The following is a 22,406-nucleotide window of genomic DNA, read 5'->3' as shown; positions in this document are numbered from 1 at the left end:
TCTTCCAGAGTGCGTGCAGTTTCGCCTTGTTCAGCCTCAGAAAGTTTTGGTAGTTCTGAAGGAATAGACGGAATATCTCTTGGTAGTGCCTGTCCTTGTCCTAATACCACTTCCTCACGACGGTTCCAAGGAAGATCACTCTTGGGAATTGTTGGGGTCGGTGTTGGGATTGGTGTCGGTGTTGGTCTGGAAACTTTTTGCTCAGGAAAAACTTGAGTATCAGGTTGAGAAGCTTCTAGTTTGCTTTCACTTTTACGAAGGAGACTAGTATCAGAATTTATCGTTTCAGTATCTTCATTGCTAGGTGTAGTTGGTGCAACAAAAGTTTTTGGAGAAGAAGATGATGCCGACTTTTGAGGAGATATGGATGATTTCGGTGAGTCTGTTTCAGCTTCTAAGTTAGATTTATCTACTAATTCTGTTGTCGGAGAAATTTCTATAAATTCAATAGGAACAAAAGTTTGGTTTTGCTCAGGAAACCACGGTTGAAAAACATTAGATGAGCGCATCAACCAGAAAACCAGCAAATGCAAAGAAACTGAACTTATGGTAATAGTAATCCATAAACTCGGCGTATCTGTTTGCCGTCTCCGTTCATTGGCTGGAATTGGTGCTTTGTCCGTAACCGATGATTTCATAATTGAACCCAAAGATGATTCGGCAATTTTGCTGATTATTCATACTGCAAAATTCAGCTTCCATCTTAGCGATTAGTGATGATTTTTGGTGTCACCACAAAGGTGAGAACTGTTTCATCGATTCCTTTAAGTTCTAACGGACTACCTTTAGTAATTTCTTCTTCTTGTAAATAATCCGCCACAGCCGCAGAAACCAAAATAGTACCGGGAGCAGCCGCAGCTTGCAACCTAGCAGCAATATTCACACTCGGACCAATGGCTGTATAGTCGGCACGTTCAGCGCTACCAAACATCCCCACAACGGCCGTTCCTTGGTGGATACCACAGCGAAACTGTACGCCTGTTTCTGCATGATTTTCAAAGACACCTTGCTCTTGCCAACGCTGGTTTAACTGAACTAGTGAGCTTTGCATGGCTCTGGCGGTACTGATAGCACGACGTACTTGTTCATTGGGACTGAGTTCTTCCGGCGCTCCGTATAAAGCTAAAATAGCATCTCCCATAAATTTATCTACTGTACCGCCATTGCTAAACACAACTTTGGTCATGGCTTCTAAATATTCATTCAGCAACTCTGCCACTCGTCGGGATCTGAGAGTATTGGATAGCTGGGTAAAACCCACAATGTCACTAAATAAAACTGTGATTAAATGCGGTTCTGGTCGCAAATCGAGGGTTAAAGTACCAGTTGCGGCTTTTTGTACCAAGACAGGAGGCAAAAAACGTTTAAGCACAGATTCTGTAAGGTAAGTATTTAGCTCTAAAACCCGCCGTTCATTTGCTTTCAATGCTAGGAGATTCCTGACTTCTGCGAGAAGTTCCCGGTCATTAAATGGTTTTGCTAAATAAGCATCAGCTCCATGTTCTGTACTTTCGATGCGGGTTTCTTCATCTACCTTGGCTGTGAGTAAAATGATTGGAGTTCCTTGTAAATTATCCTCATTGCGGATCAGTCTAATCATTTCTAAGCCTGTCACCATAGGCATCATTAAATCAGTCACTATCAAGCTAGGGACAATTTCTTGAGTTTTACTGAATCCTTCGTAACCGTTACTAGATGTTTCGACTCGATAACCGTTGCGGCGGAGTATATCAGATACATAGTTCCGCAAATCAGGATTGTCGTCTACAACTAAAATAGTGTGTCGTGTGTCTGAATCGAATGAAAGGTTTTGTGTAATATTTTCAATATCTTCTGTGGTTGAACTGACCAGTTCTAAATCAGCTAATTCTACTTTGGCGCGAGCCGGATTGAATTCCATAGAAGTTGTTACTACTTGCTCTACGGGTAAGTGAGAATTACCAGTAACCAGCCAGAGAGTAAAGGTTGTACCTTTGCCATAAATTGAGTCTACAGTGACTCTGCCACCGTGCATTTCTACTAATTCTTTGACTAAAGCCAAACCCAAACCACTGCCTTCATAGGAGCGATTTTCTGAACCTTCGGCTTGACGAAAGCGTTCAAATAGTTGGGGAAGTTGTGCTGGAGCAATGCCAATTCCTGTGTCTTTGACTTGCAATTTGCAATGGCTGTCTGTTGATTGTAATTTGATGGTGATTGTGCCACCTTCAGGAGTAAACTTCATGGCATTGGACAAGAGATTGTAAATCACTTTGTCAAATTTTTCCATGTCCAAGTAAACTTGAGGACATTCACTCATTTGAGTCTCTAGATGCAGTCCCTTCTTTTCACCGTAGGGACGGAATGATTCTACGATTTGGTTGACAAATTCGACTAAATCACAGGGGCGGAAACTGGGCTGCATTCGGCCAGCATCTAGACGCTGTAAATCTAGTAATTGGTTTACCAGTCTTAATAGGCGGCGGGAGTTACGCAGTGCGATCGCACTTTGTTGATGAGATAATCCTTGACCAACTGCCACCACAGACTCTAAAGGCCCTTGAATTAAGGTGATGGGAGTGCGGAATTCGTGGGAAATATTTTGGAAAAATTCGGTTTTCTGTTTGTCTAGTTCTAACAAGCGCTCGGCTTGCTCACGAGTTTTTTGGTATAAGCGTGATTGCTGTACTGCGATCGCCGCTTGAGCTGCTACGGCTTTAGCTAGTTCAATCTCGGATACTAACCACTTACGGTCTTTAGTACATTCTTGTAGGGTAATACTACCAATACATTGACCATCAGCCAGTAAGGGAACTACCATGAGCGATCGCGCTGGAATTTTCAAAGGCAAATCGACACCCTTAACTTCTAAAGCACAGTGGTTAATATCGTTAATTACCACTGGCTCCTGTGTCCGCAAAATTTCTTGCAGAATCGGACTTGTTTGAATAGATGCTTGTGCTTTTTTTGCCGATGCCAGCTTGACAAGGATATAACTATTTAAACCTTCGTGCGGGTTAGATTGGGAATTTTCCGGTTTGTGAGAACTATCATATAAGCCCACACAATGGACAAACTCATCTTCCTCCCCCCATAAAGACAACATACAACCATTAACTTCTAAGGCTTGTCCCAATTGTTGAGTAATAGCCGCAAAGATATCTTGAGGATCTAGGCTAGAACGAATTGCCGTGGTGATCGTATTAATTAAGGATTCTCTCTTGGCAAGGGCTCGTACCTGCTCGTAGGCATAGGATTGAGACAAGGCTAAGGCTGCTTGATCCGCTACCATTAAGACTAGATGTACCTCATCCTTATCCCAGGATCGAGATTGAAAACACTGGTGTAGAGCCAGCACTGCCATCAATTCCTGTTGACAAATTAGGGGTACTATCAAACTAGAAAAGATGTTTGCTGTAGCAAAAGCTTCGGCTCGTTGCAAAAGTTCTGGTGTTTCCCCATGAATGCGCTCATCACCTTCTACATCATAAATTACCTGTACTTCGCGAGTTTCCCACACAGTTTGAGCCAAAACCGAAATGGCAGGATCAGAGGGTGAGGTAGCAACTTTCTGGTAAATTAATCCTTCATCTATCAATTGTCCATCTTGAAAGGGGCGTAAAAGACAAACATCCACCTCTAACAGATTACCTACTGTATTGACAATTGTTTGTAAAATTTGCCGATAGTCTAGGGCGCTGCGGATGGTATTTGTGACTGCGTTCAACAGTGATTCCTGACGGAGAGTGCGCGTCAGTTCACGGGTGCGAGCTTTAAGAACATTGTGGGTATCTAGCGCCTGTCTGACTACGCCTTTAAGTTCATCTGCTTCCCACGGTTTCGTGACATACTTGAAAACCTTACCCGCGTTGATTGCTTCAACCAGGTCTTCAACATCTGTGTAACCCGTTAAAATAATGCGAATAATATCTGGATATTGAGTTGCTGTCTGGCTTAAGAATTCCGTACCTGTCATAATCGGCATTCGCTGATCTGAGATGATCACTGAAACATCTCCTTCTTGCTCTAGCAAATCTAGTGCCGCCGGACCAGAGATAGCTCTGATCACTTGATAATCGCGGCAAAAGGTACGGTATAGCAAGTCAAGGTTGTCGGGTTCGTCGTCAACAACTAAAATTTTAGGCTTACTGTTTACTTGAGATTTCATGCACTGCTTTCCTGCAGCAACGGCAGTCCGATAAAGAATAATCGAAGAATTAGGTGGAAATGTTTCTGAGTCAGGTAAGAGCAGAGCATTCTAAGCAATAAAGTTATTTGGCTACATGAGTACTGAGGATCAAAATATTTACTCACAGTAATTGGACTTATATAGTTGGTGCAGATTGCTAATTGCTCTAGTGCAGTGCAATTTGCTGAGTTAGTTAAGGTGTAACAGGGTTGATCATTTTTTTACCAGATTTTCTTGTATCTCCTGCGACAACTGTCTTTTAATAGATATATCGCTCAAAACTGGCTGCAAAAACCAGATTGATCTATATACTCAAGTTTTCCCGTTGCCGCTGTTGCACTAACACTTGCAGGTAAATTTCATTTACTCTGGGAATGATTATAGTAAGTTATCCTACAATAGATAATATTTTAAGCAAAAGTATAGTATAAGACACACAACTTTTTCCACCTAATAATCCGCATCGTAACTCAGATCAGTATCAGTGGCATCTTTAATTCATGAGGATTAGCACTTACCAGCGCTGAGTAATCCATCCGATAGGCGATCGCTCCTCCTTGTGAAGCCAGAAACCCCCACTGCACCATAATTCCTAATGGCAGCGATAATTACCATACCAAATTAAGCGTGATTGTGACTAGACTCTTGGAAAGCGCCGCACTGATGACAGTGGGATAGATACTTATAAGTCAAATTATGACAGTTTGGGCATTCAATGTATTGATAGTACCCACAATGGGGACAGTATGTGTCATGCGTCCGAATTTTTTTAGCACATTGGATACACCGTGAGTCTTGAATTCTCCTCACTGCTTGGGCTTTAGTATTCAAGATCACTTTTTGGCAAAGCTGGATAATTCCAAAACCAACTATTGGGATCAGCAAGATATAAACATAACTGATGAGGAACAACAAACCACCCAAAAGAGTGCTAAGGATATCAAAGGTAAATCTAAATAATACGCCGACTTGCAGAAATTCAAAGATTTTCAGGATCAGAGGCAGAAAAAAGATCACCAGCAAATGCCAACTAATCAGCGCAATGAGTCCATATTCTCGGCGTTGGGCAAAGTTATGAATTGATAAAGCTACAAGAATCAGTGGTACAAGAAACAATGACTGAAAACCCAGTTGAATACTGGGATACCAAAATGACGCTTGCTGATAATTTACTTCAACTTGATTAAAGTTACTATCCTCCTGAAGAAAGCCTAAAAAATTCATACTTTCCGGCTTTGTAACTAATTGATTTTTTAAATTAGTGATTTCTTGTTTGAGTGTAGAAATTCTCTGATTATTTTGATCTAACTCTTGTTTAGCCTTTTCCGCACCGACTACATTAATCGATTTTTCACGCGACTGACCTGCAATTTTTTCTAAAAGTGTGGAGTCATATTGAGCGCGAATATTACTATTACTTTGTTCAAATTGACTAACCTGTATTTGCTTCTGCTCAATATTTTGGATAATTTGCTGGTTGGGGGGGATATTAATCTGCTCTTGATATTTTGCATACTGGAAGCAAGTTTGAGAAACTTTACCCAGATGTCTTTCTTCAACTTGTTGGTAAATTTGTTCTTGACTCAGGGGATTGTCTATACCAAAGAAGGAATTTTTGATAATTTCAAAATCTTTATCTGTAGTAGTTTTAGTCCTGTAATTTTGCCACTGGGAATAACATGGTTCAGCCTGTGATGGGCTAATATACCATCTGCTAATATCATCCAATCCCATAACAACATTGATTAATATAAAAATATCAACCACAATCAAAACAATTAAACTTACTTTATTCAGTGGTTCATTATTAACTTTTCTAGCTTTCCGAAAAAATTGATTCCAAAGACGGCGACTTGTATTCAACATATTTTTTTATGGATTTTAAATCAAATGCTGGAAGTGAAAAATGCCAAAAGCGCACATTTCTACATTCAATAAAATAATTATGGAGAAATAGCTCTGGACTGTTATTTATATAACATAAGAAATTAAATAAATTCAAAATTGCTTATATTTAACTGTGACTACAAAAAAAATCAGCAAGTTCTGCCACGACTGCTAGAAAATGCTTTAGTCCTGGTGTCAAGAATCAATACAGAGGTTGAGCGATCGCAACTCTACTGAATTTTAAATCAGTCTAAATATTATACACTGTTCCAATATAGTCTTGTTCATCCACACCAAAGAAAACGGGAACTAGCAAATCTGCCCGTAATTCTAATTTATTGTTGCGAGTTACAAATCAATGGGATTATCATTCTATAAATATCGGATTGTCGGGATAGTGAGCTTGGTAATGCTATGTGAAAATATGCTTTTCCCATCGCCCAGTTACCCCAAACCCTTACTAGCACAATATAGTTTGCCAATATCCACAACTTTTTTAAACCAAGGTTTACAGGCAATTCAGGCAGGAAGAGTGCCAGATGCGATCGCGGCTTTTCAACAAGCAATTCAGCTAGATCCAAGTTTGGCAGCCGCACATTATAATTTGGGGTTAGCCCTCAGACAAACAGGACAATTAAAGCCGGCTGCTGATGCCTTTTATCAAGCAACCCAAGTTGATCCCAAATTTGCTCTAGCCTTTGCTAACTTAGGTGGAGCATTATTAGAAGGAAATAATTTACAGCAAGCAGTTGATTACTTAGAGCGAGCTTTAGAACTTGATCCCAAGCTAGGTTTTGCTCACTATAACTTGGGATTAGTCCGACAGCAGCAGCAAGATTGGGAGCAAGCGATCGCATCTTTTAAAAAAGCGATTGACTATAGTAGAAATGCACCAGAAGCACCTTATCATCTAGGAATATCTTATCTTCAGCAAGGTAAAATAAATCAAGCCAGAGATGCTTTTCGCCAAGCCATTAAAATTAATCCCCGATATCCTGAAGCTCATTATAATCTTGGCACAATTTGGTTTAATCAAGGCAAACTCAAAGAAGCATTAGAAGCTTTTAGAAAATCAGCCGAAGCTAATTCTAATTATCCCAATGCTTATTATGGTGCAGGGTTAGTTTTTATGCAGCAGAAACGGTATGCAGAAGCAATACAAGTTTTGCAATATGCCAGAGATTTGTATATTGTTCAAAATAACCCCCAATGGGCTAAAAATGCCGAACAATTGTGGCAACAGGCACAAAACTTAAATTACCAACGTCGCTGAGGCGCGATCGCTTAATTTTACGTAATATTAGATTAACGGGTAGACTAGTTGGTGTGGTCTGGACTTGACCAAATGGAAATCAAAAAATAAATGTACAAGCGCTCCAAGAGTAGATTTTTATTTTGCGATCGCTGGCTAGATCGGCATACAATCGTTCGCAACATGGAAGCTTTCCAAGACTTGATTGTGATTGTCTTGTGTTTGGGTTTATTCGCCGTCATGCTGATCCAGTTGTGGGGTATATTTATGGCTATCATGCAGTCACTAAACTATCAACAAGTGACGGCAAAAATACTATTTGTATTGATTTTGGTCGAATTATTTCGGCTACTGATGGTTTACTTGCAAGAACATAGTATCTCTGTGGGAGTTGCAGTTGAGGTGACAATTGTATCCCTACTGCGGGAAGTCGTAGTTCACGGAGCTTTAGAGATTTCTTGGGTTCAAACCGCAGCAATTTGTGGTCTGTTGCTTGTTTTGGGTACTTTACTACTGGTATGTGCCAAAACACCCCACATGGATTGCATGAGTGCTAACACAAAGTTTTGCCCTATTACCCATCAAGAAGGTATAGAAAGGCAAGATGAAGAGAGATTCTAGATTCGCACCAAGATACAGAAGTGTGAATTTAGACATCTACTAGGTGATAGAGATTAACCAAAAATTTTGAAGTCTAAGACATCGTGTAAAAATCTTCTTAGGTGTATCTTTTCCTACGCTTTTGGGGAGATGAATAAATCTTTGAGGATGAGTAGAAATTAATCAGGAGACTCAAGGAGAATAAATGTATGACTACAGGTAACGGACAATCTCAACAACCAATTAGCAACCTAGAGTATGACTTCATCACTGTATTGCATAATAAAGCCGAAGCTGTAAAAGCTTATGAATGCTACATCAAAGATGCACAGGAAATTAACTCTCAGCCCTGTGTCGAATTATTTCAAAAATTGCGGAAGTCTGAAATAGAACAAGCGCAAGAAATTCGCCACCATCTGCAACAAGTAATGCAGCACGGTAAGATGTAAATTCATTCTTCATCCCAAAGTCTAAGTAATTCACAATTAAAACACAGATGTACATAGATAATCTCTCGGCATACATCTGTGTTTATCTGTGGCTAATTTTTACACTTTGATGATTCTCACCTCCAACTCTCTGCGCCTCTGCGTGAGCGCAAAAAAAAGAGCAGGTGCATCACCCGCCCTTACAGCAATATAAAATTCAACTATCAACTACTACTTAACGAGCAATTTCCGGCGCGCGCAGAGAAATTTCTGCTACTTTTTGCTGTGCTAAAGTCGGCACAGAATCACGCAACCGCGCTGTTAACTGTACAGTTGTCGCGTCATACACCTGAGTTAGTAACTTGGGATAAAACCCAATTCCAATAATAGGTATTAACAAACAAGCAATGATAAACACTTCGCGGGGTTCAGCATCAATCAAAGCTTGGTGGGAAACTAATTCTTCATTTTCTTCACCATAGAAAATTTCCCGCAACATCGACAGCAAATAAATCGGAGTTAAAATTACTCCCACAGCCATCAAGAACACCACGATAACTTTAAAAGTGGAGCTATAAGCATCGCTGGTGGCAAAGCCAACAAACACCATTAATTCTGCTACGAAACCACTCATTCCTGGCAATGCTAAAGAAGCCATTGAACAAGTAGTAAACATAGCGAAAATCTTTTTCATCCGCTTACCGACACCACCCATTTCATCTAACATCAGGGTGTGTGTCCGGTCATAAGTCGCCCCCACAAGGAAGAATAAACTCGCCCCAATCAATCCGTGGGAAACCATTTGTAAAACTGCGCCACTCAATCCCAAATCGGTAAAGGAGGCTATCCCGATGAGAACAAACCCCATGTGAGAAATTGAGGAATAGGCAATTTTCCGCTTCAGGTTACGCTGGGCGAAGGATGTCAGGGCAGCGTAGATGATATTCACTACCCCCAAAACCACTAACACAGGGGCAAAATAAGCATGGGCATCAGGCAGCATTTGGGCATTCATGCGAATTAAAGCGTAACCACCCATTTTCAGCAAAATACCTGCCAGCAACATATGTACAGGGGCTGTAGCTTCACCGTGGGCATCTGGGAGCCACGTATGCAAGGGAATAATCGGCAGTTTGACTGCATAGGCAATTAAGAACCCAGCATATAATGCTAACTGAAAATTGAGGGCGAAATCCTTCAAGGCGAGGGCGTGCATATCGAAAGTCACCGTATCGCCGTAAAATCCCATTGTCAGGGCAGACAGCAAAATAAACAACGACCCACCTGCGGTGTATAAAATAAATTTAGTCGCTGCATATTGTCGCTTTTTGCCTCCCCAAATCGACAGCAGAAAGTAAATCGGTACCAGTTCCAGTTCCCACACTAAGAAAAATAACAGCATATCTTGAACTGCGAACACGGCAATTTGACCGCCATACATCGCCAGAATCAAGAAATAAAATAGTTTTGGCTTGAGGGTGACAGGCCAAGCTGCTAAAATCGCCAGCGTGGTAATAAACCCAGTCAAAATAATTAAAGGCATGGACAAGCCATCTGCCCCTACCGACCAATTCAAATCCAGTTGAGTCACCCAGGGGTAACTCTCTACCATCTGCAAATCTGGATTGGAGAAGTCATAGCCAGTAGAAAAAGCGTAAACAATTAGTGCAAAATCTATTAACCCCACAATCAGGGAATACCAGCGCACTGTTTTGCCGTCTTTATCTGGGATGATGGGAATCAGTAGCGACGCGGCTATCGGTAACAAAATAATGGTCGTCAGCCACGGGAAATTAACTGTATTCATCGCAATTCGTCTGCAATCAGAATTATGTTTGGCAAAAAGTCACTAGTTATTAACTAACAGTTTTTTTGCACTTTTCCCTTCATTGTTAGGTTGATTTAATCAAATTGGCAATCCCCCATCCTCCCAGATGACTTAGACCACATCTGTCAACCAGCGTGATCTTACGGGTAAACTGCCTGCCAATTGCCTCAAATTAAGCAAGTAAGCTATCTGTTATACACTAAATAGCAAATTTAATGAAAATATGAAAATAACACATTCTCAGATGATTATTTAGGTGTTATTGACCTCTCTCCGCCATAAATGGACGGGGATTCTAAACTGTTGCTACACATGAAGCTAAAGCCATCCCGTTCCGCTTTTTAGTTTTGGTTTCCCAGAGCAGAAATCTGGTAGTAAGGGTGAAAACTTGCCTACAGACCTTGACTAGACTTAAGCCTAATTGTGTCTCTACTTTGCGTAGTATAGTTGTGTGAAGTGGAGCCGTCGCAAACGTCGTAGCTCAATGCCAATAGAACCTCCGATGGGATATTGCCAATCGATTGCCTTATGTGTGCCAATTTGATCGAGTAAACCATCGGGACGAGAAGAGCTACTAGACGTGAATTTATAGACAAAGTGCTGCAATCCTTGGGCGATCGCCAGTCCCAACAGCAGCCAAAATCCGTAGGGATCTGTTGGCTGCCAACGATGCAACTGTGCCACCAAAGTGGTAAACCCACCGACCCCACCAAGCATAATTGTAATCAACGTGATTCCCCGCCCCATAAGATAAATGACCTCACCAACTCGCAATCGAAATCGCAGCACCCATCTTGCGCTCCGGTGCAAATAGCACCCTATGAGATAGAACGTCCAAAAGCAGACAATTAAACTCGATAAAAGACTCAAAAGAACGATGGCAACGGTATTTAAAGTCAAGGTTACGGGCAGAGACACAAACAAACTTATGCCAAAAAAGATGAAAGGCCAGTGGATGAACGAGGTACCAATCCATTGACCCAAAAGATATCGCCTAATCTTCATAATGGTCTTCTCTTCAACGGACTTTCTTCTTGCGATGCAAAAAAACCATTTTATCCCTGTTCTGTAACTCCAGGCAGAGGAAAAGTAGAAATCATTACTTATCTTCTGGCTTTAAGCTTTTACGAGGGTTGTATGGTTCAAACAGCACTGGAAAAATTATTCCGCAGAATACACTATAAGCTGTCAATACCACGATTTTATTCTCAACTTTTTCTAAGTTTCTTTGTTGACTAATTAAAATAATTTATCTGCCTTTTAGAACCTGTAAAATTAGCTCTAACCTAATGATTTTTAACTTTTCTATATATTTCTAGTTGGATTTTTTATTATCGATATGAAATACAGCCTACATGAAGATAAAAAAATGTCGGGGCGGACAGCCGTCCACCCCTGAGAAAACTAAGTGACACCGAAAACAATCACTAAACCCAAAACAGCCCCAAAGATAATTAAGGCATAGAATTGAGCGCGACCGTTTTCTAGGTACTTCAGACCTTCACCACTCACTAGGGTGAAAAAGCCTGTTAGGTTAACAGCACCATCTACAACGCGGAAGTCAACTTCCATCACTTGTCTAGCTAGGCGACGTAAGCCTAAAACAAAGACACGATGGTAAATGTCATCAAAGTACCACTTGTTGAGGGATAGATCGTAAAGTGGTTTGATTTGAGATGCGATCGCAGCTGGGTCAATTTTACCCCGCAGGTACATCAGCGAAGCCAAGGTAATGCCAATTAAGGAAATACCCACTGAAGCCCCCGCCATGACGTAAAATTCCGTCGGGTTGAACTCAGCAGCTTTTTCTAAAACTTCCGTGAGGGTTTCGCTAGGGGGAAAAATAAACTCCTCGAAGTAATTAGCGTAAGGTGTCCCCACCAAACCAATCAACATTGAAGGAATAGCCAACAACGCCAAAGGCAAAGTCATCGTCCACGGCGATTCATGGGGGGTATCGCTGTGGTGTTCGTGGGAATCATGAGCATTTGCTGCTAATTCTCCTTTTTTCATCGCCCCAGGACCAAAATTAGGTGCTAGTGCGGCTGAATCTAATTCCACAACCATTGGAGTGGCGGCTTTTTTGAGTTTAGCCTTGATTTTCTCGTCAGTACCCCGGAATTTGCCTTCAAATGTCATGAAGTACATTCTAAACATATAGAAAGCTGTAATCCCGGCAGTTAACCAGCCAATCAACCACAGCAGGGGGCTGGCTTCAAAAGCATTACCGAGAATTTCATCTTTTGACCAAAAACCGGCAAAAGGTGGCACACCAGAAATGGCCAAGCAACCAATCAAAAAGGTAATCCCGGTGACTGGCATATACTTCCGCATTCCGCCCATCAAGCGCATATCCTGCGCTAAAGCGGGGTCATGACCGACAACACCTTCCATACCATGAATTACAGAACCGGAACCTAAGAACAACATGGCCTTAAAGTAGGCGTGAGTCATCAGGTGGAACAATCCCGCACTGTATGAGCCTAATCCCATCGCCATCACCATGTAGCCTAATTGGGAGATGGTGGAGTAAGCTAGACCCTTTTTGATGTCATTTTGGGTCATGGCAATGCTTGCACCTAAGAACGCCGTAAATGCCCCGGTAAAGGCAATGACGTTCATGGCGGCTGGGACGTGTTCAAATACGGGGTACATCCGGGCTATCAGAAATACACCGGCTGCTACCATTGTGGCAGCGTGAATTAGGGCAGAAATGGGGGTGGGGCCTTCCATTGCATCTGGTAGCCAGACGTGGAGAGGAAATTGGGCGGATTTCGCCACTGGCCCTAAGAACACCAAAATCGCCAATAAGATGGCGAGGAAGTTGCTGATAGAACCTGTTTCTACTAGTTGTGCCAGGCGATCGCCCATCACACCAAAATCAAAACTTCCTGTGGCCCAGAACAGTCCTAAGATGCCCAGTAGCAGACCAAAGTCACCCACCCGGTTAGTGACAAACGCCTTTTGACAAGCATCTGCTGCGGCCTTGCGATCGTACCAAAAGCCGACTAGCAAGTAAGAACACATCCCCACTAGTTCCCAGAATATGTAAATCTGTACCAAGTTGGGACTAACTACTAGACCCAACATTGAGGAACCAAATAAGCTGAGATAGGCGTAAAACCTGACGTATCCTGGATCATGAGCCATATAGCCATCGGTGTAGACCATGACTAATAACGCTACCGTGGTCACAATCACCAGCATCAGGGCTGTTAAGTGGTCGATAGTGTAGCCCATACTCAGGTGAAAATTGCCTGCTGCTGCCCATTCCAGGGTGCGGAGGTAAGGAGCGTGTCCTTGAATTTGACTCCACAGCAAGGCCAACGAGAAACCCATAGCTGCTCCCATCAGGGAGATGATCAATACAGCGTTGAGTTGTCGCAGGCGGTTTGTCACCTGATTTAAAGAAATTAATCCTAGACCAACCAGCATTGCCCCTAAAAGCGGAAATACTGGAATTAGCCAGGCATATTCATAGATTACTTCCATCACTGACGCTTACTTTTAGAATTCTTGACTAAGGCGTAACTGTTAATAATTGTGACACACACCCTTGAGGTTAAAATACCCCACTCAAAGCTTATTGGGTGGGGTAATTAAGCATGGTTTTATATTTGTGTAACTGGGTACTGGGGAATAGGAACTGGTGAATAGTGTTACTAATAACCAGTAACTAGTCCTAAGAACCTAATTTATGCTGAACGACATTCCAAGTCTGCTGTTGTCAGATGACTGTATGTTTTAGAACGGTTGTTGTAAGTAAGTTTAATTTCTTCTAACGCTAGACGTAAATCTTCTTTACCCCGGAAACCTTCTAGACGATGGCGAATCATCCCATTCTCAACCAACAGTAAAGTTGGCAGTGAGGTGAGGCGATAAGTGTTAGCCAGTTTAAAATTATCATCAGCGTTAACCCCTACTAACTTAATTTGATCCCCACATTGAGCATTAAATTGCAACAACAGAGGGTGAATAATGCGGCACAAGCCACACCAGGGTGCTTCAAAATTAACTAAAACAGGAATTGGAGATTGTAAAACTTCTTGAGTAAATGTCCGCTCACTAACCGACAACACCATGACGCCTCTAAAAATTTATAAGGTTTTGATATTAAACTAGCTATTCAGTAGCAGGGATTGGCAAACCAGTCATTTCCTACATCAGCTTTAGGAAATATTCCAGTGTTGATGTTCATTTTGACAAAAAATTAGTACAGCACGGCGTAAATAGACCAACTATTCCCAGTTAATGAAAAGCCTATATAGTCAGCTGTTTGACTTTTGACTTTTAACTTCCGCCCTGCGGCGCTAGTGTTACTCATACCGTGGCTGTTTCGGCTTTTTAACTCCTGATTACTGCCGCAAAAGAATTAGACTGCTTTGCCATTGGCTCTCCAGCAAAGGCATTTGACTAGCAACACCTGCTATAAAATCTCAAACTGACTAAGCGCACCCCCACTGACAGCTGATTTGAATTTATCCTACATTGATTTGGTAGCAGTTGATCAGCAGATATTTTTCCTAACTTCTATTTTCTTTTGATAGCGGGGATCATCTCAAACTACCATTGTATCCTACTAGTCGCTACAAGTAACAGGGGGTGCGCCCACGAAAGTAGAGCAATAAAAATTCCTACTCCTAAATAGGCAGGGCGGAGAAATTCCTGCCATTTGATAGATTGACGACCATCAATAATGGCTTGAAAAGGAATAATTGATGTTCGTTGTTTGGCAATTTCAAAGGACTCACCATAGCGAGATGCAAGTCGGCGATCGCCATGCCAAACTCCAAACAAGTGATGCAATATTAACCCAATGGAAGTAACCAGAGTAAAGCTAGTTCCTAGCCACAGGGTATGAGCAAAACACCATATTATTTGTCCGACCATCTGAGGATGGCGGGTAATACGAATAATTCCTGTCTCAAATAGGTAGACTTGGGGCTTTTGAATAGCGGCAATTTCTAGTAAATTGAAGGTGGCAGGATACAAAAACAAAAAGGAAATTGCTGATAATACCCAAACTACTTCCCTGACCCCTGGCACTGCCTGCACTAGCCAAAGTTGCAAGCCATCATAGCGATGATTGAAAAAGTAAATAATTAAGATTACAGCTAACGGTAAACTAACTAATGCAAAGCAAATGCGATAAAGCCTTGGCCCTATGTGTTTTTCTGCCCAAGGACGCAGGGCGGCTCCCCCACTGTGAGCGATCGCGAAAGCTAATTGTAACCCCAACATGACAAAATGACTGGGTGTAAGCCAAGAATTTAGCATCGTATACATAGGTGAAGTAATTTAACAAAAATTTAACTCAGTACAACCAATACCACAAAGTATTCCCCAGGAGACTTTAGTCAAGATGTTGTGGTACTGTCTTTTTCGAGTAAAGCCTCCAAGTTGAAAATGCAACAAATCAAGCTCCGTTACCAGGTGCAAAACTTAATTAAGTAGTCATTAGTTTTTTGGGTTGTATACCTTACCCCTCATGGGTGTAAAAGTTAATGACTAAGAACTCTGTTCAAACCATATCCCTCATGGGTGTGGTTAACTAAGGACTAATGACTAAGGACTAATGACTCCGCGTAGCGGATTGATTTGTTGCCAAAGCTGCTCCTTTCAAAATTTGTGGGTTGAGCCTTATGTCTGACCTTCCTTTCACTTTAGATCAGTTACGTATCCTGAAAGCGATCGCTGCTGAAGGGAGTTTCAAGCGCGCTGCTGATAGTCTTTATGTCTCCCAACCAGCTGTGAGTTTACAAGTCCAAAACTTAGAACGACAGCTGGATGTGCCTTTATTCGACCGTGGAGGTCGTCGCGCACAATTAACCGAAGCTGGGCATTTACTCTTAAGCTACGGTGAAAAAATCCTCAGTCTGTGTCAGGAAACCTGCCGCGCTGTGGAAGATTTACAAAATCTCCAAGGTGGTACTTTAATTGTCGGTGCTTCTCAAACGACCGGCACTTATCTATTACCTCAAATGATCGGTATGTTTCGACAAAAATATCCAGATGTGGCAGTGCAGTTACACGTCCACTCTACCCGTCGCACCGCTTGGAGTGTCGCTAATGGACAAGTTGATCTGGCGATTATCGGTGGTGAAGTTCCCTCAGAATTGGCAGAATCTTTGGAAGTTATGCCCTACGCTGAGGATGAACTAGCCCTGATTCTACCCATATTCCACCCCCTGGCCAAACTCGAAAAAATTCAAAAAGAAGACCTATATAAATTACAATTCATTGCTCTCGATTCCCAATCAACTATTCGCAAGGTAATAGATCAGGTTTTAGCCCGCTCTGATATTGATACCAGGCGATTTAAATTTGAAATGGAACTCAATTCCATAGAAGCGATAAAAAATGCTGTCCAGTCAGGCTTAGGAGCCGCCTTTGTCTCTACCTCAGCCATCGCTAAAGAATTACAAATGGGTGTACTACGATGTACTCCGATTGAAGGTGTTGTTGTCAAAAGAACGCTATGGATGATTTTTAATCCTAATCGCTATCGTTCCAAGGCGGCAGAAGCCTTTAGCCAAGAAATTTTGCCTCAGTTTGCTACCCCAGAATGGAATCAAGATATGTTAAAATTGTCACAACCGAAGTTAGTGATAAATACACTGGATGCAGCTACCACCAACTCTGCTGACGCAGGCTAAAATCTAGTCATTAGTCTGTTGTCATTGGTCTTTTGTTTTTTGACAAATGACTAATGAATAAATAATTACTGATTCGTAGTTCGTAATTCGTAATTAATCAATTCAAGATGCAATTTCCTGAATTTATTAGTTAGAAAAATACAATTAATTACTGTTATTAAATAGCAGCATCATTACGAATTACGAATTGTCAATTACGAATTATTCTGACTAATAACTAAAATGAAAGTTTACTGCACTCGTCCCAGTTGCCCTCGCCCACAAAATCATTTTGCAGATTTAGATGATATCAAAATACTGAAAACAACAGAGCAAAAATATTGCATCACCTGCGGTATGCCACTACTGCTATATGGCCGCTATGTGCCAATTAGATTACTGGGAAAGGGGGGCTTTGGTGCAGCTTTTTTAGCACGCGATCGCCATATGCCAGGAATGCGTCAATGTGTAGTTAAACAGTTTCAACCGGCGGGGAATTTGTCCTCAGACCAACTGGAAAAAGCACAAAAGTTATTTGAAAGAGAAGCAGAAGTTTTAGCCGAAATAGGTAGCCAACACGACCAAATACCTGATTTATTTGCATTCTTTCCCATTAATGTTAATAGCTTGCAAGCAGGTAAAGAAGACCAGTTTTTTTACTTGGTACAAGAATACATTGATGGACAAAACCTGGAGGAAGAATTAGTTCAAAACGGGAAATTTTCTGAACAGCAAATTTTGGAAGTATTGCAAGAAATCCTCAAGGTTCTACAATTTGTCCACGATAAAAATATTATTCACAGAGATATTAAACCTTCCAATATCATGCGTCGTCGTGATGGCAAACTCTTTTTGCTAGATTTTGGTGCAGTGAAGCAAGTCACAAATGCTCCATCCGGCAGTGCTGCTGCTTCTACTGGAATTTATTCTATGGGATTTGCCCCCCCTGAGCAAATGTCTGGAAACCAAGTTTTTCCCTCTACAGATTTATACGCTTTGGCTGTAACTAGTCTTAACTTGCTCACAGGAAAGGAAGCAACTCAGCTATTTGATGCCTATACCAACCAATGGAAATGGCGCTCTCAAGTCAATATCAGTCACCATTTGGCGGATATTTTAGACAAAATGCTCCTAGCTGCGGCTAATCAACGCTTTCAGTCGGCTGATAATGTTCTTGCAGCCTTGAGGAATAAATTAATCACCCCAACGGCTTTACCATTATCTCAACCCCAACCTCAGCCTCAGCCAAAACCGCAACCGCAGCCAAAACCTCAAAAAGTACCATCTAAACCAGCTTTTTCCACTTGGGAATTATTGGGCGGAGCCGCCTTTAGTGGGTTTGAGGGGGCATTAATAGCGATCGCTCTTTTTAGTTTATTGCCATCGCCTATAATTTCTTTGGTAGCTGCTGCTGTAATTTTAGGCATACTTATTTTCGCCCAAACCAGGCGGTGGATTGAAAAGTTTGATTTATTAATTATTCCGGGAATTAGTGCCGTAATTATTTTTTTTGTTCCCTTCTTGCAGGCTGGAATTTCCATTCAAGGAATATTAGTAATAGCAATTGCGGCTGGGTTAGTGGCTATTTCAGTTACTGCCATATTTCGCCTAATTTTTAAATTATTATCTTTGATACTATAAGCTATCAACACTATTCTCATTCAGGTAAAAACCGCTATATAATTATCCACTTAGAAATATTCCATGTCTCATAAAAACGAAACTACTATACTCTTTTTATCCCTGCTAATTACATTAGGATTGATGGGTGGTGGTATATGGTTATTTAAAGACCAAATATTTCTCCAAAATCAGTCCGGCAATAATTTACAAACTACAAACAATCAATCCATTGCTGACCGCATTAGTTTTGGAGAAAAAGCTTTAGTAGTTCCAGGTGAAGTGACTCCCGCTAAAAAAGAGGGTATGCAAGCCTTAGCTGCTGGAAATTATCCTCAAGCGATCGCTAGTTTAGAAAAATCCTTAAAAATCAAGCGTAATGACCCCACGGCACTAATATATCTCAATAACGCCCGGATTGCTTCAGATAAAAGCTATAGCATTGTTGCCTCTGTACCATTAGGGACTGCTCCCAATTCTGCTTTAGAAATTCTACGTGGCATCGCCCAAGCCCAAAATGCTGTTAATACCTCTGGAGGAATTAAGGGAGTGCCTTTAAAGGTAGGGATAGCCAATGATGATGATAATCCTGAAATCTCAAAACAAATCGCTGCCAGCTTAGTCAAAAATTCCGATGTTTTAGGCGTAGTGGGGCCTAATGCCAGTGATACAACTTTAGCAGCAGGGGATATTTACACTAGTGGGAAACTAGTAGCCATTTCTCCTACTAGCACTTCTGTGAAAATTACTAACTTTAGCCCCTACATTTTTCGCACAGTGCCTAGTGATTTTATGGCTGCCAGAAGCTTGGCTAACTATATGGTAAAAAACTTGCAGAAAACACAGGCTGCGGTTTTCTTTAATTCTCAGAGTAATTACAGTCAGTCTTTGAAAACAGAATTTGTTTCATCTGTGTCCTTAGAAGGCGGCCAGGTATCGAGTGAATTTGATTTGTCACAGGCTAATTTTAGTGCTGCTAAAAGTTTAGAACAAGCCACTGGGCAAGGTGCAGAAGTTTTGATGTTCGCAACTAACACTGAAACTTTAGATAGAGCTTTGCAGGTAGTCCAAATTAACCAGAAGCGGTTAAGTCTACTGGGAGGGGATGACGTTTACACTGTAAAAACTTTAGAAGTTGGTGGAGAACAAGCCTCTGGAATGGTGGTAGCAGTTCCCTGGCATATTGAAGGCAAACACAATTCAGATTTTCCCCAAACGTCTCGGCAGTTGTGGGGTGGTGATGTCAGTTGGCGAACTGCTATGGCTTATGATGCCACTGTCGCCCTAATTACCGCATTAGAAAAAAATCCTACGCGTTCGGGCGTACAACAGGCACTTTCCTCTTCTGACTTTTCCGCTATGGGTGCTTCTAGTACGATTCGATTCTTACCTTCAGGCGATCGCACTAGCCCAGTTCAATTGGTGAAAATAGTCCGTGGTGGGCGATCAGGTACTGACTATGATTTTGAACCACAGTGAATAGTGCTGAGTATTGAGTGCTGAGTGCTGAGTGCTGAGTGCTGAGTGCTGAGTGCTGAGTTAAAAGACCACAATTGCTTAACAATTGTTATTTTGTAACCTTATTCATATCGGTCAGAACAGTTTTGCAACAGTTCAGGTAAGACTCAAATTTTGGGTTTTTACTCAGCACTGGCTCAACTTACCGCTTTAAGCGCAGCCATGGCCGCAGGGCTTTACAGTAATCGCTACCCTAATATACTATTAGCCCTTGCCGTTGGGGCGGACGCAAGGGCTATAGATTCATCATTACCAAAACATTTATTCTCCCTTTTAAATGTTTTGGTAAATCGGATCAATTGAGCATTGAGATTTTTTAATTAACACATTACCCCATTAAGCGCAATCTGTTTGTGGTGGTCAAACAGATTGGTTACACCAAGCAGTAAGTAGGTGTTGCTGACTCTAACTTACTGTGGCTTCTTGTCATCAGCTCTGAACGGCGTTTTAGCTGACTCGATTAATCGACTCTGCTGGCAAGCAAATGAGATTATCTCCTTGGGTCAGGATTAAGCCGCGTTGACGCAACTTGCCCATCAAGCGAGTGACAGTCACACGAGTAGAACCGATAGCGCTACCAATTTGGGCATGAGTCAAGGGGAAGGGCAAAGCGTAGCCACGAATCACATCGGGGTCGGTTTCGCTCATAGACGGCTCTCCATATTCCTCAATTAACAGTGTGAGAAATCCTAGTAGTCTGTCAATTGTGCGCCGTTGTCCCAAGGCACTCAGCCACAGCAATTTACGTTGGTGCTGATACCTAAAGGCATCCATCACTTCACGCCGGAAGTGAGGCCAGTTATCTAAGTCGTGCCAGTACATCCACAGCACCGCAGTTTGGTCAACGTGGGCGTATGCTTGGAGCGTGAATGGTGACTGAGCCACAATTTCAAACGGCTGTCCCGCACCTACAAAACCCAAGAATGCTTCTTCTGGAGTTCTGTTAATCCGTCGAGACGTTAGCTGACTGGCAGTGGCACTAACTTGTGCGGTTCCTACCATGCGGATGGCCCCCCTTTGCACCAAGTACAGCAATCCAGGTCGAGCTGGAATGCGTTCATCTTTGCTAAAGGTGCGGCAGCGATAGTGTTCTTGAGCCCAGTCAAGAATCCGTTGCCAAGTCAAAAAAGGCCGTGATGCCTCAGAAAAAGAAGATGGAGATTGCATAGGTAACAAAGAGCGTTCGGCTGAAGACAAAGACGTAATAAAAAGGTGCAAGGAGTGTCTTTGTGTTGGCAGGGTAGGCTTAACGCCTAACAGCGCCAGCCATCCAAAGAGTAGAAAAGCAGTTAGTTTGCACTCTACTCTTTTGTTATACTTCCTACTGTACAACGATGGTAGTAAAATTTACTTACTATTCATCGAATATTCATCAAATTTTATGCTACTCTCATTTTTCTTCATGAAGATTAGATTTATATCTTAAGATAGCTGACGAAAATATACAAATCAGTAAAAAATACCTCTTGATCAATGTTCTATGTATATTAAAAGCTACTAGTGGGTAAATACATATCAATTAAGCATCTATTATATAGCTATTTGCTGCTATCAGTAAAAGTTTATACTCTAAATAATAAGTTTACAGGCATAGAAACCCAAAAAATTCCCCTATACAAAGGTAGAGATAATAGTCGAGTTTTATATATTTCAGGTGTAGCCCTGCGGTTAGCGAAATCTCATAATCAAACAACTATGGAGATAGCCAGTAGTGTTGTCTCTCACTTATTAGCAATCCGGGGTGACGTTTTTAGTGTTCAAATTGTTCCCCCAGGGTCGATTTATTTAGAATTAAGTCATCCATTTCTAGCTACTTGGTTGCAAAGCCTGGTAGGGAAGAATGTAGGAAGTGACAAAGAAATGGAAACCAGAAGAATTACTAGACAAAATCAGTCTCACTTGTTTGCTATTCAATATGCTCATGCACGCTGCTACTCACTAGTGCGGCTCGCTCACCGAGAAGGATTAATTAAGCTTAGAGAACCAATGCCAGATATCAGCAAAAAGTCTGATTTGTATTACTTGGTATCAGAAAATTTAATACCTTGGCTGAACGATGAGCAAAAACTCCGCTTCAGTCACCCCGCCGAGGGTCATCTCATGTCCGAGTTAGTACAGGTAATCGACAATTTAGAATGTCCTGATTTGAGTGATGGGGTGAACTGGGAAAAAGTGGCACTGGATTTAAGCCAAGCTTTTGAGGCGTTTTGGAGTCAGTGCCGTATTTGGGGAAAAGTAAAAATTTCTGCCCCAGAATTAACCCAAGCCAGGCTGGGATTAGTGATAGCTACTCAGTCCGTGTTGAGGTGTTTACTGGTCAACAAACTGGGTGCTGTTGCTCCTCTGGAGTTATGAAAATTTTATGACCAATGACTAGAGTGAATGTCTACGCAATCTTCTGCTGTATGAACGTACCATCCGCAAGTAGTATCTTAGGAGCAAAAAATCAAAACTTTTCTCGTAACTATTG

General features: G+C 41.7%; 15 protein-coding genes and 2 pseudogenes. 7 read left to right on the top strand and 10 right to left on the bottom strand.

All coding sequences use genetic code 11. The annotated features are described in order from the left end of the window. The 3 genes and pseudogenes from VB654_RS07625 to VB654_RS07615 form a co-directional block, all read right to left on the bottom strand. Window positions 1-638, bottom strand: a pseudogene (locus tag VB654_RS07625) (hypothetical protein); the annotation flags it as partial. A gap of 65 nt (window positions 639-703) precedes the next feature. Then, entirely contained in the window at window positions 704-4,147 is a 3,444-nt protein-coding gene (locus tag VB654_RS07620; RefSeq protein ID WP_323213066.1) for a response regulator, read from the bottom strand. Between the two features lie 642 nt (window positions 4,148-4,789). After that, on the bottom strand, window positions 4,790-6,034 hold the full coding sequence (locus tag VB654_RS07615) for a hypothetical protein (RefSeq protein ID WP_323213064.1): 1,245 nt from the start codon (window positions 6,032-6,034) through the stop codon (window positions 4,790-4,792). A gap of 379 nt (window positions 6,035-6,413) precedes the next feature. Here VB654_RS07615 and VB654_RS07610 point away from each other — a divergent pair, with 379 nt between their 5' ends. From VB654_RS07610 to VB654_RS07600, 3 genes are all read left to right on the top strand, one after another. Continuing rightward, window positions 6,414-7,328, top strand: a complete 915-nt coding sequence (locus VB654_RS07610; RefSeq protein ID WP_323213063.1) for a tetratricopeptide repeat protein — start codon at window positions 6,414-6,416, stop codon at window positions 7,326-7,328. 90 nt (window positions 7,329-7,418) lie between these two features. Then, window positions 7,419-7,928 (top strand): phosphate-starvation-inducible PsiE family protein, encoded by a 510-nt coding sequence (locus VB654_RS07605; RefSeq protein WP_323213062.1) that lies wholly within the window; start codon window positions 7,419-7,421, stop codon window positions 7,926-7,928. A 188-nt stretch (window positions 7,929-8,116) separates the two neighbouring features. Continuing rightward, window positions 8,117-8,356 (top strand): hypothetical protein, encoded by a 240-nt coding sequence (locus VB654_RS07600; RefSeq protein WP_323213060.1) that lies wholly within the window; start codon window positions 8,117-8,119, stop codon window positions 8,354-8,356. 214 nt (window positions 8,357-8,570) lie between these two features. Here VB654_RS07600 and ndhD1 read toward each other — a convergent pair whose 3' ends face one another. The 6 genes and pseudogenes from ndhD1 to VB654_RS07570 form a co-directional block, all read right to left on the bottom strand. Further along, the gene (ndhD1, locus tag VB654_RS07595; protein ID WP_323213059.1) at window positions 8,571-10,142 is read right to left on the bottom strand and encodes a photosynthetic/respiratory NAD(P)H-quinone oxidoreductase subunit D1; all 1,572 of its coding nucleotides are present in this window, start codon (window positions 10,140-10,142) and stop codon (window positions 8,571-8,573) included. Between the two features lie 450 nt (window positions 10,143-10,592). Then, complete coding sequence (locus VB654_RS07590) at window positions 10,593-10,880, bottom strand: hypothetical protein (RefSeq protein ID WP_323213058.1); 288 nt, start codon at window positions 10,878-10,880, stop codon at window positions 10,593-10,595. 385 nt (window positions 10,881-11,265) lie between these two features. Continuing rightward, window positions 11,266-11,472: pseudogene (locus VB654_RS07585) on the bottom strand (IS701 family transposase); the annotation flags it as partial. 95 nt (window positions 11,473-11,567) lie between these two features. Beyond that, window positions 11,568-13,655 carry an NAD(P)H-quinone oxidoreductase subunit 5 gene (locus VB654_RS07580; protein ID WP_323213057.1) on the bottom strand — a complete coding sequence of 696 codons (2,088 nt, stop codon included), beginning with the start codon at window positions 13,653-13,655 and terminating at the stop codon, window positions 11,568-11,570. A gap of 203 nt (window positions 13,656-13,858) precedes the next feature. After that, entirely contained in the window at window positions 13,859-14,245 is a 387-nt protein-coding gene (locus VB654_RS07575) for a thioredoxin family protein (RefSeq protein ID WP_323213056.1), read from the bottom strand. Between the two features lie 481 nt (window positions 14,246-14,726). Continuing rightward, complete coding sequence (locus VB654_RS07570) at window positions 14,727-15,440, bottom strand: NnrU family protein (protein ID WP_323213055.1); 714 nt, start codon at window positions 15,438-15,440, stop codon at window positions 14,727-14,729. Between the two features lie 365 nt (window positions 15,441-15,805). On the opposite strand from VB654_RS07570, the gene VB654_RS07565 reads away from it, so the two are divergent. From VB654_RS07565 to VB654_RS07555, 3 genes are all read left to right on the top strand, one after another. Further along, window positions 15,806-16,819 (top strand): LysR family transcriptional regulator, encoded by a 1,014-nt coding sequence (locus VB654_RS07565; protein WP_323213054.1) that lies wholly within the window; start codon window positions 15,806-15,808, stop codon window positions 16,817-16,819. A 222-nt stretch (window positions 16,820-17,041) separates the two neighbouring features. Then, on the top strand, window positions 17,042-18,439 hold the full coding sequence (locus VB654_RS07560; protein ID WP_323213053.1) for a serine/threonine-protein kinase: 1,398 nt from the start codon (window positions 17,042-17,044) through the stop codon (window positions 18,437-18,439). A 63-nt stretch (window positions 18,440-18,502) separates the two neighbouring features. After that, window positions 18,503-19,897: an ABC transporter substrate-binding protein gene (locus VB654_RS07555; RefSeq protein ID WP_323213052.1), complete on the top strand. Its 1,395-nt coding sequence runs from the start codon at window positions 18,503-18,505 to the stop codon at window positions 19,895-19,897. A 486-nt stretch (window positions 19,898-20,383) separates the two neighbouring features. Here the strand turns inward: VB654_RS07555 and VB654_RS07550 are convergent, their stop codons facing one another. Continuing rightward, window positions 20,384-21,103 (bottom strand): Crp/Fnr family transcriptional regulator, encoded by a 720-nt coding sequence (locus tag VB654_RS07550; protein WP_323213098.1) that lies wholly within the window; start codon window positions 21,101-21,103, stop codon window positions 20,384-20,386. A gap of 333 nt (window positions 21,104-21,436) precedes the next feature. Here VB654_RS07550 and VB654_RS07545 point away from each other — a divergent pair, with 333 nt between their 5' ends. Then, complete coding sequence (locus tag VB654_RS07545) at window positions 21,437-22,291, top strand: DALR anticodon-binding domain-containing protein (RefSeq protein WP_323213051.1); 855 nt, start codon at window positions 21,437-21,439, stop codon at window positions 22,289-22,291. Window positions 22,292-22,406 lie beyond the last annotated feature (115 nt).

It is taken from the genome of Nodularia sp. UHCC 0506 (assembly GCF_034931045.1).
Classification (GTDB): Bacteria; Cyanobacteriota; Cyanobacteriia; order Cyanobacteriales; family Nostocaceae; genus Nodularia.
This window is presented reverse-complemented; position numbering and strand designations above follow the sequence as displayed.